Origin of the sequence: Acinetobacter sp. YH12151, from assembly GCF_013418355.1 — a bacterium.
Lineage (GTDB): Bacteria > Pseudomonadota > Gammaproteobacteria > Pseudomonadales > Moraxellaceae > Acinetobacter > Acinetobacter pseudolwoffii.
On record NZ_VPCG01000002.1, the window covers coordinates 125,290 to 147,297 of the forward strand.

The 22,008-nt window shown below is 45.5% G+C and carries 16 protein-coding genes, 4 tRNA genes and 1 pseudogene; 11 read left to right on the top strand and 10 right to left on the bottom strand.

Translation table 11 applies throughout. The features are described 5' to 3' along the window. Positions 1 to 63: 63 nt before the first annotated feature. The 7 genes from FTU82_RS01630 to FTU82_RS01660 all read left to right on the top strand — a co-directional run bounded on the left by FTU82_RS01630 (position 64) and on the right by FTU82_RS01660 (position 4,795). Positions 64 to 139, top strand: a tRNA-Glu gene (locus tag FTU82_RS01630). A gap of 112 nt (positions 140 to 251) precedes the next feature. Then, the gene (locus FTU82_RS01635) at positions 252 to 1,664 is read left to right on the top strand and encodes an amino acid permease (RefSeq protein ID WP_100355245.1); all 1,413 of its coding nucleotides are present in this window, start codon (positions 252 to 254) and stop codon (positions 1,662 to 1,664) included. A gap of 81 nt (positions 1,665 to 1,745) precedes the next feature. Next, positions 1,746 to 2,651 carry an alpha/beta fold hydrolase gene (locus FTU82_RS01640; protein WP_180085201.1) on the top strand — a complete coding sequence of 302 codons (906 nt, stop codon included), beginning with the start codon at positions 1,746 to 1,748 and terminating at the stop codon, positions 2,649 to 2,651. A 131-nt stretch (positions 2,652 to 2,782) separates the two neighbouring features. Further along, positions 2,783 to 2,858 (top strand) — tRNA-Glu (locus FTU82_RS01645). A 24-nt stretch (positions 2,859 to 2,882) separates the two neighbouring features. Next, positions 2,883 to 2,958, top strand: a tRNA-Glu gene (locus tag FTU82_RS01650). A gap of 46 nt (positions 2,959 to 3,004) precedes the next feature. Further along, a tRNA-Glu gene (locus FTU82_RS01655) sits at positions 3,005 to 3,080 on the top strand. A 293-nt stretch (positions 3,081 to 3,373) separates the two neighbouring features. Then, the gene (locus FTU82_RS01660; RefSeq protein WP_180083219.1) at positions 3,374 to 4,795 is read left to right on the top strand and encodes an iron-containing redox enzyme family protein; all 1,422 of its coding nucleotides are present in this window, start codon (positions 3,374 to 3,376) and stop codon (positions 4,793 to 4,795) included. Between the two features lie 63 nt (positions 4,796 to 4,858). On the opposite strand, the gene FTU82_RS01665 is transcribed toward FTU82_RS01660, so the two are convergent. From FTU82_RS01665 to FTU82_RS01685, 5 genes are all read right to left on the bottom strand, one after another. Next, positions 4,859 to 6,103, bottom strand: a complete 1,245-nt coding sequence (locus tag FTU82_RS01665; protein ID WP_005171838.1) for an NADH:flavin oxidoreductase/NADH oxidase family protein — start codon at positions 6,101 to 6,103, stop codon at positions 4,859 to 4,861. 129 nt (positions 6,104 to 6,232) lie between these two features. Beyond that, entirely contained in the window at positions 6,233 to 7,243 is a 1,011-nt protein-coding gene (locus FTU82_RS01670; protein ID WP_100328778.1) for an ABC transporter permease, read from the bottom strand. Beyond that, complete coding sequence (locus tag FTU82_RS01675) at positions 7,243 to 8,289, bottom strand: ABC transporter permease subunit (protein ID WP_074383047.1); 1,047 nt, start codon at positions 8,287 to 8,289, stop codon at positions 7,243 to 7,245. Before FTU82_RS01675 ends, FTU82_RS01670 begins: the two co-directional genes overlap by 1 nt. A gap of 24 nt (positions 8,290 to 8,313) precedes the next feature. Next, positions 8,314 to 10,116: an extracellular solute-binding protein gene (locus FTU82_RS01680; protein WP_180085199.1), complete on the bottom strand. Its 1,803-nt coding sequence runs from the start codon at positions 10,114 to 10,116 to the stop codon at positions 8,314 to 8,316. A gap of 40 nt (positions 10,117 to 10,156) precedes the next feature. Beyond that, positions 10,157 to 13,390 carry a LysM peptidoglycan-binding domain-containing protein gene (locus FTU82_RS01685; RefSeq protein ID WP_180085197.1) on the bottom strand — a complete coding sequence of 1,078 codons (3,234 nt, stop codon included), beginning with the start codon at positions 13,388 to 13,390 and terminating at the stop codon, positions 10,157 to 10,159. 207 nt (positions 13,391 to 13,597) lie between these two features. Between FTU82_RS01685 and dnaQ the strand changes: the two genes are divergently transcribed. The 3 genes and pseudogenes from dnaQ (at position 13,598) to nudC (ending at position 17,519) form a co-directional block, all read left to right on the top strand. Then, positions 13,598 to 14,974 (top strand): DNA polymerase III subunit epsilon, encoded by a 1,377-nt coding sequence (dnaQ, locus tag FTU82_RS01690; RefSeq protein WP_005171851.1) that lies wholly within the window; start codon positions 13,598 to 13,600, stop codon positions 14,972 to 14,974. Between the two features lie 126 nt (positions 14,975 to 15,100). Beyond that, positions 15,101 to 16,743: pseudogene (locus FTU82_RS01695) on the top strand (chemotaxis protein). Further along, positions 16,743 to 17,519 (top strand): NAD(+) diphosphatase, encoded by a 777-nt coding sequence (gene nudC / locus FTU82_RS01700; protein WP_005171856.1) that lies wholly within the window; start codon positions 16,743 to 16,745, stop codon positions 17,517 to 17,519. The pseudogene FTU82_RS01695 and the gene nudC overlap by 1 nt, the downstream one beginning before the upstream one ends. Positions 17,520 to 17,622: 103 nt before the next feature. On the opposite strand, the gene FTU82_RS01705 is transcribed toward nudC, so the two are convergent. From FTU82_RS01705 to FTU82_RS01720, 4 genes are all read right to left on the bottom strand, one after another. Continuing rightward, positions 17,623 to 18,510, bottom strand: a complete 888-nt coding sequence (locus FTU82_RS01705; protein WP_100328783.1) for an alpha/beta hydrolase — start codon at positions 18,508 to 18,510, stop codon at positions 17,623 to 17,625. Beyond that, positions 18,500 to 19,186, bottom strand: coding sequence for a BON domain-containing protein (locus FTU82_RS01710; protein WP_005096366.1), 687 nt, complete (start codon positions 19,184 to 19,186; stop codon positions 18,500 to 18,502). The genes FTU82_RS01705 and FTU82_RS01710 overlap by 11 nt, the downstream gene beginning before the upstream one ends. A 133-nt stretch (positions 19,187 to 19,319) precedes the next feature. Continuing rightward, positions 19,320 to 19,733 carry a YraN family protein gene (locus FTU82_RS01715; protein ID WP_005096365.1) on the bottom strand — a complete coding sequence of 138 codons (414 nt, stop codon included), beginning with the start codon at positions 19,731 to 19,733 and terminating at the stop codon, positions 19,320 to 19,322. A gap of 15 nt (positions 19,734 to 19,748) precedes the next feature. Continuing rightward, positions 19,749 to 20,708 carry a penicillin-binding protein activator gene (locus FTU82_RS01720; RefSeq protein WP_180100979.1) on the bottom strand — a complete coding sequence of 320 codons (960 nt, stop codon included), beginning with the start codon at positions 20,706 to 20,708 and terminating at the stop codon, positions 19,749 to 19,751. 10 nt (positions 20,709 to 20,718) lie between these two features. On the opposite strand from FTU82_RS01720, the gene rsmI reads away from it, so the two are divergent. Then, positions 20,719 to 21,561 (top strand): 16S rRNA (cytidine(1402)-2'-O)-methyltransferase, encoded by an 843-nt coding sequence (rsmI, locus tag FTU82_RS01725; RefSeq protein WP_180085191.1) that lies wholly within the window; start codon positions 20,719 to 20,721, stop codon positions 21,559 to 21,561. Positions 21,562 to 21,648: 87 nt separating this feature from the next. Here the strand turns inward: rsmI and FTU82_RS01730 are convergent, their stop codons facing one another. Further along, on the bottom strand, positions 21,649 to 21,906 hold the full coding sequence (locus FTU82_RS01730) for a hypothetical protein (RefSeq protein ID WP_005096360.1): 258 nt from the start codon (positions 21,904 to 21,906) through the stop codon (positions 21,649 to 21,651). Positions 21,907 to 22,008: the final 102 nt, after the last annotated feature.

The window sequence follows — 22,008 nt, forward strand, 5'->3', positions numbered from 1 at the left end:
TTTTATATAAAAGCCTTTTGACAAAAACCAATTGAGTCCTTAATATACGCATCACCTCGCAACGTCCCTATCGTCTAGAGGCCTAGGACATCGCCCTTTCACGGCGGTAACCGGGGTTCGAATCCCCGTAGGGACGCCATCTATTGATCGCATACGATCAAGCCTTATTCAAAATTATTATTAATACATTGCAGATTTGTAGTTTTTCACTACAATAACTCGCTTCATTCTTCTGATTTTTTTCAACTCCTATGCACTCATCTCCGAATGATGCTACGCATCAGGGCAATTCTGCGCCTTTAAAACGCGCTATGAGTACTCGACATCTGGTCATGATTTCGCTTGGTGGCGCAATCGGAACAGGCCTATTTTTAGGGTCGGGTGAAGTCATTGCACAAACGGGGCCTGTAGGTGCCATTATTGCTTATCTCCTGGGCGGCATTATCGCTTACATGGTTATGCTCTGTCTGGGCGAACTTGCTGTTCATATGCCAGAATCTGGTTCATTTGGTGCTTATGCCAAACGTTATATTGGACCGGGTACAGGCTATACCATCACTTGGTTATACTGGCTGACCTGGTCTGTCACTCTGGGAACCGAATTTACTGCAGCCGCCTTGCTGATGCAGGAATGGTTCCCGGATATTTCCATGTGGTTATGGACCATTATTTTTGGTGTCTTTGTATTTAGCTTAAATATGATTTCGACCAAATGGTTTGCCGAATCCGAATTCTGGTTGGCACTGGTGAAAGTAGTCACTGTTGTTGCCTTTATTGTTTTGGGCTTACTGGCCATCTTTGGTGTTTTGGGCTATCAGGGCTACGAAGCTGCGCCTCTATTTACCAACCTGACGGCCCAGGGCTGGTTCCCTGAAGGTCTATTCCCGATTTTTGCGACCATGCTGATCGTGAACTTTGCCTTTTCGGGTACAGAGCTGATTGGTGTTGCGGCGGGTGAAACTGAAGATCCTGCGAAAAATGTCCCTAAAGCCATTAATACTGCAATTTTCCGCTTATTAATTTTCTTTGTGGGTACGATTATCGTGGTGACGGCATTACTTCCGCATCAGGAAGCAGGCTTAGCCGCTGAAGGCGTGAGTAGCAGCCCATTCGTAACCGTATTCCAGCACATTGGTATCCCATATGCTGAAGACATCATCCGCTTTGTCATTATCACTGCGTTGTTATCTGCTGCCAACTCGGGCTTATTTGCTGCTTCTCGTATGATGTGGTCATTGTCATACAGCAAACAGTTACCTGCCGTATTCTCAAGACTGAATGCTCGCGGTGTACCGTATATTGCAGTCATGGTGACTATGCTGGGTGCATTGCCAGGTTTATTATCTGAACAGTTTGCGCCAGAAACGATCTTTACCAACTTGCTGGGCGTTGCAGCGTTTACCATGGTGGTGGTCTGGATGAGTATTTGCTTAAGCCAGTTCAACTTCCGTCGTCAGTGGTATAAACAGGGTCACACGGCCAAAGAACTGGGCTTTGCTGCACCATTGTTCCCGATTGTGCCGATTTTAGGCTTCGTGTTCTGTTTTATTACCTGTGTCAGTATGGTCTTTGATCCATCAATGCGCATCAGCTTCTTTGGCTGTCTGCTGTTTATTGCAGCCTGCTATGCCAGTTATTATGCGTTCTACCATAACAAGTCTTAAGCATCAGCTTTAAAAGAGCGACTTCGGTCGCTCTTTTTTGTCTATACTGATTGTATATTGGGCAGCTTCAATGGTGCGTCGATGAAAATTGTGTTTATTCACGGCATGAACAAGCAACAGTATACGGCACCTTCATTACGCCAACATTGGCTGCATCTTCTCAAAAGAGGCCTCAGAAATAACCCGCAACAGCAAGCCCGTTTTAGCTATTTAAAACGGCATATCCGTATCCCTTTTTATGGTGATTTACTCTCTCGACATCATTTGCATAATCTACTCAATGCCAGCACCTTAATGCCGCAGCAATGGCCGCATTTCCCTTTTCTACATCCGGCACAGCTGCAACCGGCATCGCCACCAGACCAGTGTACCTATCAAATTTGTGACGTCCCGCAGTCGAATATTGATGATGTCCTGAATTTCAATCAAAAACTAAAGTTCATCACAGCATTAAGCAAAGATATTGCCTTGCGGGATTTTGCGGTACTCATTAATTATTTCCCCAGTTTACACGCCAGTTTTTTGCATAAGTTCCTGCTGGAAACCTATCTTTATTTGGCCAATCCGACTTTTATGCAGGAAGTTCATCGGCGCATTCATCATCAACTGCATAGCAGCAAACCACAGATTCTGGTGGCACATTCGCTGGGTAGCGTGATCGCCTATAATTATTTGCTTCAACATCCAGAACTGAATATCCAGCGTTTTATTACCCTCGGATCACCGCTGGCATTTCGTGTCATTCAGGCGCATCTTCCGCAACCGATCATACGACCTGCTGCCATTTCAGGCGATTGGATAAATTTCTATTCACATGATGATTTTCTCACCGCATTTCCACTCTCAGCAGCTTCATTTAATTTTCAGCCTGCCATTATCAATCAGGAAATTCGTACCTTTGTACAACGTCCACATTATATTGCGGGCTATTTACAGCATCCCCAAGTGTTAGCTGCCATGCTGGAATTGCTTAAAAATTCAGCTTAATTTAAATCATTTTCCATTATTTCAACAATATTGTTTTAAATTTACGCACTCAATCCAGAAAATAAAAATTTTTATAGAAATGCGTTTGACACCCCCCTATTTTCACCCTATTATACGCCCACCTCTGAAACGTCCCTATCGTCTAGAGGCCTAGGACATCGCCCTTTCACGGCGGTAACCGGGGTTCGAATCCCCGTAGGGACGCCAATTTTCAGAAGTACATTTTATTAAGTCCCTATCGTCTAGAGGCCTAGGACATCGCCCTTTCACGGCGGTAACCGGGGTTCGAATCCCCGTAGGGACGCCATTACTTCAAGTTAAAAGTAAAGGTTTTAAAATTTATCTTCTGTACTGTCCCTATCGTCTAGAGGCCTAGGACATCGCCCTTTCACGGCGGTAACCGGGGTTCGAATCCCCGTAGGGACGCCATATTCGAGATGGCAACATCTCAACAAAAAAGCCCGGGCATTGCGACTTGGGCTTTTTTGCATTCTGAATATTTAAATATAATTTTTTACCACTCATTAAAATATGCTCTTCGTTACATAGGCTGCCATGTAATTCATATTTTACAATTTGCATTCTTTTAACATTTCTATTCATATAAATATCCGTTCATTTTCATTTAAAGCAATACACCAATAAATTAGAACAAAAATTCAACATCTAGACGTCAAGTCGCACGTTAAGGTAACTGAAGAGATATCTGCAAGGATCAGATTATGTTCGTCAGCACAGAGTTAAGTTTGCCTTTATCGCCAAATAATAATCATAATTATCAATTTAAAAGCTTTAAGGATTGGGTCGACTTTTTTCAAGATACTGAAATCTCGACGAATACCAAAACCGAACAAGCTGAATCTTATTTGAGTGATCTGATTAAAAAACTGAATATAGAAACACTTGAATGGCTGGATCAACCGGCACAAGTTGAACAGCATCTTTTAGAACAACATCATCAAATTTGTGCCAAGTTTCAGGCTTATCTGGGACGGCGTAAACAACATCAGGCCCGGGAGTATTTCCCAACGGTTTCACATGCTTTCGAATTTCTGTCCAAGGTTGCACCGGTTAAACTGGTCGATGGTTCTTGGTTATATTCCACCGTACATAACTGCAATCAACCCAAGCTGAAAGATTTGATCTATATCTATCTGGAAGAACTGGGTCTGGGACATCCACGTGCCAATCATGTCACCATGTATCAGCACCTGTTAAGTCACTATGAGCTGAACAGTTATGCCGAACAACTGGATGCCAGTTATTATGAGCAGGCCGCGGTACAGTTAGCACTGGCTTATGCGCCGGCCAAATACTTGCCTCTGGTGATTGGTTTTAATCTCGGCTATGAACAGTTGCCGCTGCATCTACTCATTACCAATTACGAATTGGCTGAACTCGGGATTGATCCCCATTATTTCAATGTGCATATTACGATTGATAATGCCCACAATGGCCATGCACAAAAATCCCTGCAAGCCTTTATCCAGCATTATGAGAATGCGGAAGATCCGGAGACTTATCTTGATTTGATCAAGCAAGGCTATCTGCTCAATGACATCGGTAAAAGTTCTTCCCAGATTGTGAAAGAGCTGGATATTGAGCGCATGGCCTTAAAAGTATTCCAGAACAAGGCACTGATTGGCCAATATATTCATAATCAGAAATGTCAGTTTAGTGGCAAGACTATCAATGACTGGTTATCAGATCCGGTACAAATTTTCAAGTTCCTGAACGTGCTGATTGAGAAAGGCTGGATTATTAAAGATGCTCCTGTTGAACAGAGCCGTTTCTGGAAAATGATTGATCATCCTGAAGGTAAAATGTTTGGTGTGTTTAATGCGACTGAAAAACAGATCATTAAAGACTGGATTCAGGGGGCAACTTTAGCAACTCGGCTGTCTTCACGTAGCGCAGCGCCGTCTCAGGCGAAAGTTGAACCTGCTTTAAGCCGTATGGATCAACAACGTTTAAATCAGTTAAAAAATCGCTTTATGCGCTGTGAAGGTGCGGAACAGAAAATTGACTTGCTGATTCCCTATACTTCACCGCATATGCATCATACTGAAGTGGGTTTATGGGCCACTCGTCAACTGGGACAGTTATTATTTCCTTTCCAGACCCAGGCGATGCATTATTCTTAACTATGTGATGAATAAAAAACCGGGCATTCTAATTGCCCGGTTTTTTATGCTTAGATGATAAATTTAAGCCGATTTACGCGAATTCAACTGCCCTTTAATTACGGCTTTAACATTGCCTTTGAGGTAGTTCAAAAAGACTTTTAACGGTGACAGTTTTGGATTCGGCTGTTTGCCTTTGGCAATTTCCTTAAACTGCGCGGCATACCAGATAATTTCCATAATCGCCATTTTGTCAACCAGCGGAATACCGGTTTTAATTTTCTCAACCGCATAACGTACATCTTGCCCTGCAATCAAACGATCACCCAGATCCGGCTCTACCGCAAAAGGTCGGGCAATGCCGACAAAATCACATGCACCACTGTCGAGTGCAGCATTCATGCCGTCGACGGTTCTAAAGCCACCAGTCACCATGATATGGCAATTGACTTCCTGACGGATCTTTTCGGCAAAATCGAGGAAATAGGCTTCACGGGCAATGGTTGAAGCTTTGCGTTTGTCTTCTTTTACACCAGCCATGGCAGGCGCTTCATAGCTGCCACCAGACACTTCAATGATATCAATCCCGGCTGCATCCATCGCCTTAAAGACATAGATCACATCTTCTTCACTTATACCACCGCGCTGAAAGTCAGCAGAATTCAGTTTGACTGAAATAATGAAATTTTCTGAGCTTGCAGCACGGACAGCCTGATAGGTTTCCAGCAGAAAACGGGTACGGTTTTCAATACTGCCACCCCATTGATCCTGACGCTTATTGGTCAGCGGTGACAGAAACTGGCTAATCAGATAACCATGCGCACCATGCAACTGGACGCCTTCAAAACCGGCCTTTTCACAAATTTGCGCTGAAGTGGCAAAACGCTGGATAATCTCCAGAATTTCAGTTTCAGTCAGCGCACGTGGTGTGCCGAAGCTGACGGCCAATGCCGGACTAAAAGGTACGGCCGACGGCGCAACTGTTTCTTTATTTAAGCCTTTGGGACACTGACGACCCGGATGTGATAACTGCACCAACTGTACCATACCCTGCTGCTTGCCCACTTCCGCCCAGACTTTAAGCTGCTCCAGATCACGCTCGGTTTCTACCACCACCACGCCCGGCTCATTTTTGGCACGAAAGTCCACCATGACATTGCCAGTAATGGCACAGCCCAGTCCACCTTTGGCCCAGGCTTCATACAACTTGAAATGTGCCTGATTGGGCTGGCCGGCATCATTGGCCAGCGCCTCACTCATAGCGCCTTTAATAATACGGTTTTTGAAATTGGTATGACGAATTTGAATGGAATCGGCCAATTGGGTCATGATCTGTCCTGATATTACTTTTATTTTGTATTCGTTTATAACGCAAGTCAGGATAATTGACAATTCAACTTGTCAAATTTACACAATTTTCATCTGCTTATTTTTACGATGATTAAAAAGTTTCGTGATTTATTGTCTTGGATCAAAAGCATCACGCACTGCTTCGCCAATATACATCAGCAAACTCAGCACAATGGCCAGACTAAAGAAAGCTGATAAAGCCAGCCACGGCGCATTTAAATTATTTTTGGCTTGCAGCAACAGCTCTCCTAAAGAGGCTGTTTCCGGTGGTAGCCCATAACCTAAAAAATCCAGAGCCGTCAGTGCGGTAATATTGGCAGTCAGCATAAAGGGAAGTTGTGACAGACTTGAACCGATGACATTCGGCAATATATGCCTGAACATGATTCGCCCATCTCCTGCACCCATACTTCGTGCCGCCCAGACGTATTCCAGATTGCGTGCACGCAGAAATTCAGCCCGTACCATGCTCACCAGAGTGGTCCAACCAAACAACAGCATGATCAGAAATAGCCAGTAAATATTGGGACTAAACAGACTGACCAGCACCATGACCATAAATAGCATCGGCAAACTGCTCCAGACTTCGAGCAGTCGTTGCCCGATCAGGTCGATCCAGCCGCCATAATAGCCCTGCACAGCCCCCAGCAAAACTCCAATCGCCGCCGACAATAAAGTCAGCGCAAAACCAAATAAGAGTGAAACCCTCAAGCCATACAGAATCCGCGCCAACACATCACGACCCTGATCATCTGTTCCGAGCCAGTTTTGTGCACTTGGTGGCGAAGGCACCGGAACAGCCAGTTCCAGATTCGGGCTTTGATATGAAAATGGAATAATTGGCCAGATCGCCCAGCCTTTTTCTGCAATCAACTGTTGAACGGCAGGATCTTTATACTCGGCTTCGGTTTCAAATACCCCACCAAAAACGGTTTCCGGATAAGATTTTAAGATAGGCAAATACACTGCATGATCATATTTCACCAGCAAGGGCTTATCATTGGCAATCAGTTCTGCGCCCAAGGACATGATAAAAATAAGGCCAAACATAATAAAACAGCCAAATCCCAGCTTGTGCTGCTTAAAGCGTTGCCAGCCTAATTGCATCAAGGACGACATTAGGAGGATCCCCGACGTGAACTGAAATGAATCCGTGGGTCGATCAGTTGATACAGCAAATCGCTTAATAATCGCAATATCAGACCAAGCAAAGTAAAGATAAACAGAGTACCGAAAATCACCGGATAGTCGCGCTGGATGATCGCCTCAAAACCCAAAACACCTAAACCATCGAGATTAAATATAATCTCAATAAACAGGTTGCCGACGAAAAACACCCCAATTAATACTTCTGGCAAACCTGCGATCAACACTAACATCGCATTTCGAAACACATGCCGATATAGCACTGCATTTTCATTTAAACCTTTGGCCCGCGCAGCCAGAACATATTGCTTACTCAGCTCTTCCACAAAAGAAAATTTCACCAGATAGGTCAAACTGGCAAATCCGCCGAGCACCATGGCCAACAATGGCAATGCCATATGCCAGAAATAATCCTGAATTTTCCCGAAAAATGAGAGTTCGGCAAAATTTTCAGAGCTGAGTCCCTGTAAGGGAAACCATTGCAGAAAAGATCCACCGGCAAAAAATACAATCAGTAAAATCGCAAAAATAAAGGCTGGAATGGCATAGCTCACCGCCAGCATTAAAGAGGTGATCTGATCAAAAACACTGCCATGTTTTCTGGCTTTGCCGATGCCTAAAGGGATAGACACCAGATAGATGATTAAGGTACTCCACAGACCTAAAGACAGCGATACCGGTAGTTTTTCCCAGATCAGCTCAGTCACAGCCTTGTCTTTAAAAAAACTAGTGCCCAGATCAAACTGGGCATAGCGCCTTAGCATGTCCCAAAAGCGGATATGGGCAGGCTGATCAAAACCATATTGAATATTGATCTGCTCGATCATCTCAGGGGTGAGGCCTTGCTGCCCCTGATACTGTAATCCGGTATGTGTCAAGCCATTGACCTGTTGTGCCTGATAAATCGCTTGTTCCACCGGCCCACCCGGTGCCAGCTGGATCACCATGAAATTGATCAGCAAAATGATCAGCAAGGTTGGAATCATCAGCAACAGACGCTTGAGTATATAAGTGCTCATGGCACTCCCTGATAGGCTTGGAGCTTAATGCTGTTTGAAATAATTGGCCACATGTTGAGCCTTTGCTGCATCGACCCACCAGTAGTCAATGCCCGCGGAGAGCTTAGGTTTAAGCTTGGGCTGCTGATACATGTTCCAGTAAGCATACCAGTATTCACCCGTACCATAAGTCGGAATATGATAATAACCTGCCCGCAGCAACCGGTCTAAAGCTCGGGTACTCTCAATCACCTGCTCCCGGTTCTGCGCCTGAATTACTTGCTTAATCACCGCATCAATAGCAGGATTCTGAATACCGGCATAATTATAGTTACCGACCTGCTTGGCAGCCTGACTGCTCCAGAACTGTTTTTGTTCCTGCCCCGGTGTCAGGGACTGTGGCATGCTGTCGACAATCATATCAAACTGGTAATTTCTTAGCCGTTCATAATACTGTGCGGTTTCGACCATACGAATATTCGCCTGAATCCCCAAACGTTTTAAATGACGCAAATAAGGCATCAGATGACGCTGCTGTTCCATCTGATGCAGTAAAAATTCAATCTTGACCGCTTGACCGGAAGCATTGACCAACTGCCCCTGTTGATAACGATAACCAGCCTTTAACAGCAATTGACGGGCTTTTAATAAATTCTGCCGGTTAAACCCTGAGGCATCGGATTGAGGATATTGCCAGTCCTGAAGTACAGCCTGACGCTGAACCGGATGAAGCTTCTGCAAATGAGGCTTTAAAATTTGCAGCTCTTGGGCACTCGGCCGTCCACGAGAAGCCAGCTCGCTATTGGAAAAAAAGCTGTTCAGACGTTGATATTCACCATAGAACATGGCTTTATTCAGCCATTCAAAATCGTAAGCGAAACTTAAGGCCTGACGGAAGCGAATATCGGCAAAGGGCTGACGCCGGGTATTAAAGACCAGACTCTGGGTCGGGACCGGATTTTGATGCCGAAAACGATAACGTTTGACTTGTCCTTGCCGAACCGCAGGAAATTGATAATCCCTGATCCAGCGATTGACCTGTTTTTCCTCATGCAAAGTAAATTGGCCCGATTTAAAGGCTTCGAACTTGATTTCCGGACTACGATAATAACGATACTGGATCCGGTCAAAATTATAACGACCGCGATTCACCAATAGATCTTTTCCCCAGTATTGAGGATTGCGCTGATACGAAATACTGCGGCCGGGATCTATGCGCTCAATCACATAAGGCCCTGAACCCAGAATCGGTTTCAGCGTCAGGTCTTTAAAATTGCGCCTTTGCCATTGCCGTTTAGAATAAATGGGCATCTGCGCGACAATCATGGCCATTTCCGGATTATGCCCGGATTTAAAATGCATTTTGATTTTTAAAGCTGACAGTACTTCCAGCTTATTTAAATCTGCCAGATACATTTGCAAGCCAAAATTGGACTGGGTCTGATAAAGCTCAAAGCTATATTTGACATCTTCCGCAGTTAAGGGCTGACCATTGCTAAAGCGCGCTTTCGGATTTAAATGGAAAATGATAAAGGCGGTTTTCTTGGGGTCAAAACTGACTTTTTCCGCCAGCAAGGGATAATACACCCCGGGCTCATCCAGTGATTTCGACAGCAAACTGTCAAAAATATAGTTGATCCCTTCAGTGACATTGCCTTTGCCATTCATGCTATTTAAATTATCAAAGCTGCCATCGGCCGCCAGAATCAGTGCACCACCTTTGGGGGCTTGCGGATTGGCATAAGGTAAGGATTGCAGATGGCTATATTTCGGTGGGCTATGTAGCGCAATATAAGGCGTGGTGATCAGGGCTGCCCAACTGGTATTCATTACCAGCGGGACAACCATGCTTAAAACAAATAAACTAAAAAATCTCACGATGAATGAATTAGTTTGGCACTTTAATCACATCACCAATACGTAATTGTGTATTCGGTTTGAGATCATTCATTTCCGCCAGTTGATTGCTGTTCATGCCGTAACGTGAGGCCAGACCGATCAAGGTATCGCCGCGTTTGACTTTATAATCAGTCACCAGTTTTGGAATCTGGATGGTTTGACTGACACGCAATCCGGCACGTGGACTGAGATTATTTAACTCGGCCAGTTCGGTGACCGTAATTCCTAAACGGCTGGCAATCGCATTCAGGGATTCGCCTGACTTGACGGTATAAGATTCAGTTGCTCTAGAAGCCACAGGCGTAGCTGCCACTTTCACGTCTTCTGCTTTTTTATCCGTCGGAACATCACCCACAATTTTTAAACGCTGACCAATACGGACGTTGCCATTGGCATTCAGGCCATTTAAATCGGCCAGATACTTGACCTGAAGATGATACTGACGCGCAATAGAACTTAAGGTTTCACCCGATTTCACCACATGCGAATCGGATTTCATATGTTTCGACACCGTTTCCGCCACAGACTCACGCACGGGTTCAGCTGCCTCACCCGTCAGCTTTAAACGCTGACCGACGCGCAGGCCGGCATTACGAGAAATAGCATTCAGACTCGCCACCTGATCCATCGACAGATTGTATTTTGCTGCAATGCCGGTCAAGGTATCGCCCGATTGAACTGTATAAGTTTCAGGCACCTGACTGCCGGCCGGAATCTTGATGGTCTGGCCTATACGTAAACCACTATTGGCCGCAAAACCATTTAAAGCTGCCAGCTCAGACACACTGAGCTTGCTTTGACTGGCAATGCTATACAGGGTTTCACCGCGTTTGACCTGATAATTTTCAGTTGCTGTCTGATCAACTTTAACATTTTCAAATGTCTGTTCAGTCTTTTGGGTCGATGCGGTCAGTGCTTCAACTTCCTGAAGTGGCACATTGATTTTCTGTCCCACCATCAAACTGCTACCCGCAGTTAAACCTGAGGTGAATGACGCCAGTTCAGCATTTGACAGTCCATAACGATCGGCAATCAGTTTCAGATATTCACCGCGCTTGACTGTATAGGATTTGGTTTGAGCTTTGGCAGCTTCAGCTTTTTTAGCATCTTCTACTTTGGCTTTAGCTGCAGCCGTTTCTTTCAGCGACAGCTTCTGACCGACAAATAAACCACTGTTGGTACTTAAACCATTAAAATCAGCCAGCTGTTTGAGACTTAAACCAAACTGGCTTGCCACACTGGTTAGAGAATCATTGGCCTGAACCACATAAGATTCCGGCTTTTCTTTGGCTTTGGTTTGTTCCTGCACCGGCTTGGCATCATACAAATAAATCGTGGTGCCTACATATAGCGTAGAGTTTGGATCGATCTGGTTCCATTTCGCTACATCACGCCAGTTCACCCCATTTTTTGCTGCAATCAGTGCCAGATTATCCCCCGGTAAAACCTTATAGGTACTACGCTTGCCCTTAGGCGCGACCACCACCACTTCAGAATCAGTCTTGACGTAATTTTTACCCTGGTTCAACTGGGCTTCGACCGAAGTCGCTGTGGTATTGTCAGCAACTTCTTTCGGATAAGAGAAGCCTTTGGTAAGTTCCTTGCCTTGCTGCTCAGCCACAGACAGGCTGGTTTGAATAGCCGTCAGCTTGATTTTACCATCATAAGGATCGACAATTTCTGTGCCTGCCGGCGCCAATGCTTTCAGCTCTTCAACTACCTGAGCCTGCTCTGCCGGTGTTGCAACAGGCTGCAGAACGTCATCCACAGTTTTGTCAGTTTCCTGCGCGGTGACGACCTGCTGAACTTGCTGACGCTCGGCTGCAGAAATCGGTGGTTCGACCTGAATCTGTTTCGCTGGCGCTGCCGGTGTCACTGCGACCGGAATACGTGGCGCACTTGGAATCGGCAAATCACTTTGGGCAGCAAAACTGGCCAAGGCAGATGAGCCTCTAGGCGTTGAAATCTTTTTCGTGGTCTGTGCCACTGTATTTGCCGTTGTCACCACAGGTGCAGTCGTTGCAGGCCGAGTACTGGCAAGAACGGGTGGAGTCTGTTTTGCCGGTGTAATCGTTTTCGCATTTAATACGGGAGGCGCAGCTTTGGTCGGCACCACTGGGGTGGTGTTTTTCGGCAGATTGCTGGCACTACTCGCAGATAATCCGCCGGAACCAGATAGTTTTTTCAGCTTTTCATCAACTGAAGGACTGAGGTCAGCAGGAATCAAAATACGACGCGGACTGGTAGGGTCAATATGATCACCACGATGCCCCGGATTCAATTGATACAGCTCCGCACGGCTCAAACCGGTGATGGCTGCAATTTCATTTAAATTGGCCACGCCTACAGGCACTTCACGGAAATGCGGACGGTTGGCAATTGGTGGCAGGCTCACCCCATACTGACCTGGAGTTTTAATAATTTGTGCAACTGCCAGGAAACGTGGCACATAGCTCATGGTTTCTTGTGGCAATTTGAGTGACCAATAGTCGGTCGGCAGACCTGCTGCCTTATTGCGGTTAATCGCCTGCTGAATACGTCCCGGGCCAGCATTATAAGACGCCAGCGCCAGCTCCCAAGAACCAAACTGGTTATATAAACTGCCTAAAAACTCATAGGCTGCACGGGTCGATTCCACCACATCACGACGACCGTCGTATAAAGGGGTCTGCTTTAAACCATAAATACGGCCTGTGCTTGGAATAAACTGCCATAAACCTGCCGCTGCCGCACTACTGGTCGCTGCCGGGTCATAGGAACTTTCAATAATCGGTAATAGCGCCAGCTCGGTCGGCATACCACGGCGTTCTGCTTCTTTTACCGTGTAATATAAATAACGTGAGGCACGCGCACTTAAACGATCCAGATAAGGCTGACGTGAAATAAACCAGCCGCGCTGCGCATCAATCCGCGGATTCCAGACACTTAAATCCATCTTGAAACCCACAGTCATGCGTTTCCAGACATCACCATGCTTCAGAACCAGTAAACGGTCGCCTTCTACTGCACGCATATCGGTTGCAGAGAGTAAATCTTCCAGTCCATCCAGACTGTTGGCATCCAGATATTGTGATCCAACTTGCTTGCTTTTCGCTGTTTGGGTCGCACTTTGTGTAGATGAACAGCCCGTCAGTCCCAAGGAAGCAAGTGCAGTTCCCAGTACAGAAAATTTTAGAAATGTAGGTAATGTCGGCTGCCACAAGATTGCGGTTGGTTTATACATAAAAAAATCCAAACAACTCGTATATAAATTTATTTTTTAGATATGCCATTGTAGTGAAGCAGGTCGAAGACACAAGGCAATAATTTACCGCGATTTCACGTTAAATGTTACAAGAAATTAAAAAATCCCGGACATATAGATTGATCGACTGCATTTGCGCTATACAATAAGCCTTCCAGCTTGTTCTATTTTGATCGGATTTAATCTATGTCACACACTATCACACTTTATGTTGATGGCGCCTGTCGCGGCAACCCGGGTTTAGGCGGTTGGGGTGCGTACATTGTTAATGGCCAACAAGAACACAAAATTTGTGGCGGTGAAGACCATACCACCAATAACCGCATGGAACTGACGGCTGCCATCGAAGGCATTCTGTTCTGTGACAAACAGGATAAGCTGGTGATCTATACCGATTCCAATTATGTCAAACAAGGCATTACCGAATGGATTCACGGCTGGAAAAAGAAAAACTGGAAAGACGTCAAAAACCCTGACCTGTGGCAAAAACTGGATGCAGTCTGTCAGGGACGAGAGATTGAGTGGCACTGGATCAAGGGTCACGCCGGGCATGCCGGCAATGAAATGGCCGATCAGCTGGCCAATCAGGGCGCCGATGAAACCCTGAAAAAATCCAAGCAAAGCCCTTCAATATCTGAAGATAAAAAAAAATCTGAACCCGACTGGCTGCTAGATGATCCTTTTGGTCTGGATCTGGCCGAGAGCGAAGAAGAGCTGGACGATATGCAGGAAGAAGAAATCATTGAATTGAATGAAGTTGCCGACCCTGAGCAAAGTGATCCAGCGCTTCAAGAGGTGGATGCAACCGTTGCCAATAGCTCGCAACTACATCCCCAGATTGTGATTACCCCCGCAACCTTACAATTGCATGGCCCGCGACAATTGATTCTGGATACCGAAACCACCGGTTTTTATTATCAGGATGGTGACCGGATTATTGAAGTTGGCGCGCTGGAAATGATCAACCGCAAACTGACCGGCAGCTCGATTCATATCTATATCAATCCGAAAACACCGGTCGGCGACTCGGTCAATGTCCACGGCATTACCGATGAGTTCCTGCAAGACAAACCGTTATTTGAGGAAATCTCTCAAGTATTGTTTGACTATTTGCACGGTGCCGAAATTATCGCGCATAACGCCAGCTTCGATATGAACTTCCTGGATATGGAATTCAAACGGGCAGGTTTTAAAGCCCTGTCCGAAGTTTGTGAAGTAACCGATACCCTGGCAATGGCCAAGTCCAAGCATCCGGGGCAGAAAAACTCGCTGGATGCCTTAGTGCGCCGCTACGAGATTCCAAAGCGTGACCGTACGTTCCACGGTGCCTTGCTCGATGCGGAAATCCTGTCTGATGTTTATCTGGCGATGACCGGTGGACAGGTATCTTTTGATATCGATGCTTTGTCTCATTCTGACGATCAGAACAACCGTTCAGGCATGGCCAGAGTTGAAATTGAACTGCCGGTGATTCTCCCCTCAGAACAAGAATTGCAGGAACATGAGAAATGGATCAAACAATTCGAAGAAAAACATGGAACTGCTTGCCTTTTCTCGAAATAAAATCTACATTTCCGAGCATGCTTTAGGTTAAAAACTACAGTTCTTCAGTTATAGTAAATACAAAGAGGTTCCGCAGCTTTAAGCGGGGCTCATATATAGATAATACTTCAGGAAAGGTGCAGATCCATGTCTTACCAAACCTCTATACATTTTGATCCAACAGCCTTACTGATAATAAGAAATGAGGTTGATAACTCGATCAAGTTAGTCGAATCAGCAGTAAGCACCTTGGTAGAAGATCAGACTTTACTTTTGGCATTGATGATGCATTAAATCAGTTCGAACAATGCGCCCAGGTTCTGGCACTCATCGACATGTCCAGCCTGGCAAAAGTCGCTCATTATTCAGCAGAACTGATGCGCAAGATTATGGGGAACCCGGCACAGGTCAATACGCAGGACGTCATTGCCCTGAGTGAAGGCACCACCATGCTGAAACGCTATATCGAATTTATCTGCCTGCGTGAAGTAAAAATTCCACAGTTCCTGCTCGACACCCTGAACCGTCTGGAAATTGCGCTGGGTAAACCGCTCACCAGTGAAGGTCAGCATATTGAATCCCTGCTCGATCTGATCACGCCTGACTTTCAGTTACCACAAGCACCCGGTCTGGAAAAATCCAAATATGTTCAGCGCCTGTACAAGCTGTCCCTGAACAAGCTGCTTAAGCAGGAAGAAAGTGAACTGGATCTGCAGGCGATTAAACTGGTGGGGGCTTATCTGGCTGGGCTCGCTCAATCGCACACCAGCAAACAGTACTGGAATCTGGTTTTCGTTGCATTCAGCAATATTGATCACTTGCTGATTAATGAGCCACGTCTGCGCACTCTGGTGAGTATCGAGCGCAACATGGCACAATATTTTGGCTCGCCGGACAGCTTCAAGGCTTCACTTGCAGACCTGGCCAATGTCCTGAGTCTGTGTATTAGCCAGGAAGATGATACTGCACAACATATCCGCAGTCAGCTCAATATTGGTGAAGACCTGCTGACCGATATGCAGTTACAGGTCTTTAGTCGCCACCTGTATGGTCCAGACTTTGAAACCATGCATACCATTAGCGAACTGGTGACCACAGAAATGGCGCAGATTCGTAATGACATCGAGTTTAACTATCAGAACATGAGTCCTGAAAAAACTCAGGAATTGCAGGCACAGCTCAATAATCTGGCCAACATCTTCAAAGTATTGAACCTGAATGAAGCCTATCATGACCTGAACCGTCAAGCTACTTCACTGAGCCAGACTGAAATCCTGAAAGATCCGGGTTTTGCCCAGCAGTTGATGAATGTGATCCTGTCTGCCATGAACTCGATTGGGGTACTGGAACGTCATCACACCTCGAGCCGTTTGCAGCTGCGCGTCAACAACATGAATATTTCTCTGGACCGCCTGGATGAAGCACATGCGGCTTTACTCACTGAAACCAAGGCCCTGATCGAGCTTTCCAGCCAGATTCTGAGCAACTATCTGCAAGATCAGGACTTGGCTGCACTCGAACCTGTGCCAGTACAATTCTGTGAAATTGGCGGGGCGATGCTGTTCCTGAATGCAGAACATGTTCGTACTGCATTCACCACCACTGCAGCATTCATCAAGAACCGTATTGATCTATCAATGGCATTAACGCCGGAAGAGATTCATCGTGCTCTGGATACTCTGGCGAGTGCCGACATGATGATTGATAACTTAAAGAACAAACAGCCTGTTTTACAGGCTATGTTTAAGGTAGCATTGGACAGTAGTGAAAAACTCAAAATAGTTGCCTAATGTCCAAATTATCACTTGCTTATATTTTTCAGCAGCAGCAACTGCTGGTCGATCAACATTTTCAGCTTCCACAGGTTGAAGCCCTCGCAAGTGATTTGTTACTCCACACGGGTGATCAAGTGATTGCCCGTGACCTGCTTCCCGATGAGCCGATTCCTGCAGGCTTGCAACTGGTACCCATCCGCCAGTTATTACAGTTCTGGAATACCCAGCAATTCGAACAGGCCAGCCGTGCGGTACAGCTTTTAGAATGGCGCCGGAATCACAAATTTTGTAGTCATTGCGGTACAGCCACCGAAGCACATCCGCTTGAACATGCGATGCTCTGCCCATCCTGCAACTATCGTCAGTATCCACGGGTTCAGCCTTGTGTCATTACTGTCATTACCCGGGGTGAAGACGAAATTTTGCTGGCCAAAAACGCGCGTAATACCAAAAGCCAGATGTATGGCCTGATTGCCGGTTTTGTTGAGGTAGGCGAAACGCTGGAAGAGGCAGTACGTCGTGAAACGCTGGAAGAAGTCGGTTTAGAACTCAAGAATATCCAGTATCTGGCCAGCCAGCCCTGGCCGTTTCCAAGCAATCTGATGATTGCCTTCAAGGCTGAATATGCCGCGGGTGAAATCGAATTACAGCAAGAAGAAATTAGCGATGCGCAATTCTTTAAATTCGATCAGCTGCCCGAAATTCCGTTCAAGGGCAGTATTGCCCATGCCATGATTATGCATGTGACTCAAGGTACGGCAGTCGCAGACGATACCAAGACCTGGCTCTAGCTCTTATTGAGCTCAAGTTTGGCTGAACCAATAAAAAAAGAATCCAAGGGAGATAATCTCTTGGATTATTTTTTATGCCTTACTACTGGGTTAAATCCCGCTATCAGTCTCGAGATCTAAATGCATCCTCGAGTGCCCAAAGCACCTGCGCTTTGGTCTGGAAATAGCGACTGAACAAACTGGAGAGCGAACCCACGATCGTAATATGGCCAAGTTTCGGAATATGAATCAAATGGCTATGATTGCCCTTTTCTCGCAATACCCGATCTAGATCCTGACTATTAAAATGGCCAACGATGTTGTCCTTCTCGGCAATAAACAAATAATGCCGGGTTGGGCTATTTTTAACAAAATAATAAGGCATGACCTGCTGATATGGCACCGTCTGATCAAAAGCATCAGCACAAATCGGATCATTCTTATAATCAAAATGATAAGGCCCCGCCAGACCAATAATCGCACGGATTAGACTATGATCAATACTGGCAGATTGCGGATGATACAGTGCAGACATGACATTGAATGCCCCAGCCGAATGTCCCATCAAAACCAGGTTTTCAGCACAGATATCTAACCGGCCGGCAGACTGCTGCAAGTGGTTCAATAATAAATGCAGATCATGAATATAGGCTGGGAAAATATGTTGTGGTGCCAGATGATAATTCATCACCACCACATCATAGCCTTCTTTGGCAAAGGCCTCACCAATGAACTGATAGTCCTTTTTATCGCCATGCAACCACGCGCCGCCATGTACAAAAACAATCAGGGGGCGATGGGGCAAAGGCTGCTGGCTACGGAACAGATCAAAGCGTTGCCGTGATTTTAGACCATAAGCCAGCTGAGTTTCGATCGTGTAACCCTGTTTAGGCGTTAAACGATTCAGCGCATAACTGCCAAAATCATAGAGTCTAAATGCTTTATAGCGTTGCTGGACTTCCAGAATCTGATTCGACAATTGGTTTTTAAAATGACCGACCTTATGGAGCATCGGTTGGTTCAACCGTATCAGGATCTATCGCAACCGGCGTCTGTTCAATACCGGGCTGTGCATAAGCAGGTGCTGCAAAGTTCTGACTGCTCAGATTTGAAGACTGTTCAACATTGTCAATCAGGGTCACAATTTTGGTGACATTGCCCACTTGCTGCAATACCTGATTCAGGTCAGCAATTTCTGCGCTGTTCAAACGTCCCATCACATACAGCACGCCATCTTCAGTATGCACATGTACTTTACTGTCCGCAACCACAGTGGCTTTCATGATCAGGCCACGGGTATTCGCTGTGACCGCAGTATCCTGCATGATGGTGCTATAGCTGATCTGGTTGCCTACAGTAATAAAATTATGTACCGCTTTGACATCGCTCATGGATTTGACATTGTCTTCTGCCAGCTGCTTGAGATGTGCATCGGGCACCTGACCGGTCAGCAAGACATTGCCATGAAAACTTTCAATATTGACCCGAGCCTGTTTGAAGCGCGAATCTAGTTTATAAAGATTAATTTTTGCAGTACGGACAATCGAGGAATCAATAAACACCTGCCCCAAGGTACGCGCCCCACTCTCAGTTCCTACAGGAGCCGTACCTGTGCCGCTAGAAATAAAACTGGCACAACCTGATAAACTTGCGACACACAGCATTGTTATTGCAATACGCTTAACCACTCAGCAAGACTCCTTCATTTTATTACGTCTTTTTCAATCTAATAATCTGTCTTTAAGCTCAGATCATGGCAACTCTGCTTGAACTTTACAATGATCTTGAGGCAAATATAAGCATCTTTAGACCTTATTTTATTCACAGATTAATAAACTCTTGATCAAAAGTAAAAGCATTTTCAATCCATTCCAGATCATAAGGGTATTGCGAAAAGTCATGCTGTAGGGTTTTTGCAAATTGCTGTTTAAAATCAAAACAAATCACGTCAAAACGATAGTAATAGTGTGCAAATTGTGGATTTTTCTGAATAAAGCACATTGCCGTCTTGAGCATCTTGCCCTGTTTTGCTTTCGACACCGACTCGATCGCTTGCGCATATCCGGTGTGTGCACGAGCTTTGACTTCAACAAAGATCAGCTCCTGTTCACGTACCAGAATCAGATCCAGTTCACCATAACGGCTGTGATAATTGGCTGTAAGCAATTGAAATCCCTGCTGCTGCATCAGTTGGGCGGCTTGCTGTTCTGCCCATGTACCTAATTGCTGTCGCATTATTCTCTTTCCCTGTTAGAGCAGCTTTACACCTGTGCCACTGTACTGAAAACATTGCGGAGTACGCTGGACACCGTGTTCAGTGATCTGAATCCGGCCGGTTCTGCCCTGAAATTCAATCGTTTGCAGCCGCGGCTGAGATAAATACTGCTGGGTGATGTGCCAGGCATCGCCGCCACAAGCAATCAGGCGCTGATAAGACAGATTAACCGGTTCCTTGGCATAAGCTTGCAGCACATCCGGCCAATCCGCTAAGTAAAGCACTGGAACATCACAAAACTTGATCCCTTGTGGCAGCTTGTGCTGTTCGCTCATGGCATTGGCTACGGTATACATCCGTGAACGATTTAATTCAGGCATGACAGCCATCCATTCTGCATTGCCCAGAAACAATAATCCCTGCTTGGGCATTAAAAATCGTGGTGGTTTATCTACGATCTTGAATTTCAGATCACTCTGGCTCAGCAAGGACATCAACAACAGTTCATGCTCTGCTTCACTGCCCGGCTGGCGTAAAATCAGCAGTTGCCGAATCCCGTCTTTGAATAAAAGTGCTTTTAAGGCAGCGGCATCATCTTTCTTGGATAAGCTGAACTGCCAGACATTGGGAGACGCATCAGCCACTTCATTCAGGCTGAGGGTACGTACTTTGGGTTTGCTGTTCAGCAGTTGTTCCACGTCGCTACGTGCTAACGGCCCCACCACCATTCTGGTCTTTTTATTGACATGCTGTTTGAGTAACTGGGAGATGTTTTTCTGATTGGCATTGACCCATTTCAGCGGAATCTTGTGTCCTGAAGCGGTATAGGTACTGAGAAAACCCTGTTTGATACTCGATGCAGCTCGCGCCAAAGGCCCGGATTCGGGTAGAATGATCAACACTTCTGCTTGAACGCTGCTGATGCAGCTGACTAAACACAAGCCTAATATTTTATTTTTCATCTTCCATTTTTTATTATTCAATTTATTCCACATGGAGAAACCTATGAGTGCTCAGTTATTTGTTGTTGCGACTCCAATCGGGCACTTAGATGATATTAGTTATCGTGCAATTCAGGTGTTGAAGTCGGTGAGTCTGATTGCTGCTGAGGATACACGAACTTCGGCACAGTTGCTTAAACACTTTAATATTCAAACACCTTTGACTGCATGTCATGAACATAATGAAAGCAACAAAATTGAGCAGCTGATCCAGCGTCTACTGAACGGCGAAGATATGGCCCTGATCAGTGATGCTGGCACGCCCCTGATTAGCGATCCTGGTTTTAAATTTGTTCGGGCTGCTCAAGCGCATAATATCCGTGTTATTCCTGTGCCCGGTGCTTGTGCTGCCATTGCGGCCTTAAGTGCGGTCGGCTTGCCGAGTGACCGTTTCAGTTTTGAAGGCTTTCTGCCATCCAGACAAAGTCAGCGCCTGCTGAATCTGGAAAAACTCAAAGATGAAACCCAGACCTTAATTTTCTATGAAGCACCGCACCGGATTCTGGAATGCGTTAAAGATATGGCGGGCATATTTGGAGCAGACCGTCCTGTTGGCTTCGCGCGTGAAATTACCAAGACTTTTGAAACCATCAAGAAAATGACTTTAGGTGAACTGGTCGAATTCATTGCTAATGATCATAATCAGCAAAAAGGTGAAATTGTTCTGGTGATTGGCGGAGCAACCGAAGAAAAAGATCTGGATCAGGAAAAGCTGGATAAATTATTGAATCGCTTATTACAGGATCTGTCAGTCAAAGCAGCTTCACAACTGGCAGCAGATTTAACCGGTATCAAAAAGAAAGTGGCTTATCAACGTGCTTTAGAACTGACATCAGCCAACGATTAATATTCTAGCTATCTATCACTTTTATTTTTGCAAAAAAACACCACAACTGATGTGGTGTTTTTTTATAAATCCAAGTCAAGGAATGACTTATTCTTTAGCTACTGACTCATCTGCCGGTACTTCAACGATACGGCCGCCACTTGCGAGAAAAGCCGCAATTTCGTCTTCAAGTGCCTGACGCTTCTTTAACTTTGCAGTCACGGTCAAAGTTTCAGCTTCTGCAAGATCGTTATCATTGACGACCTCTGTACTCTCTGTTGCGCCTTTTTCAGCTGCTTTTGCTTCATCATCGTCAACGATTGAATCTTCAACGTCGTCGTCATAATCATTATTCATGTCTGTCATTTGCATCTCCCCCAAAATGAGCGCTCGCTTTGTATTTAAAGCCAGGTGTCGAATTAAGTGAAATTTAGCAATCTATGTGGCATTCGCCTAGTACCAAATATT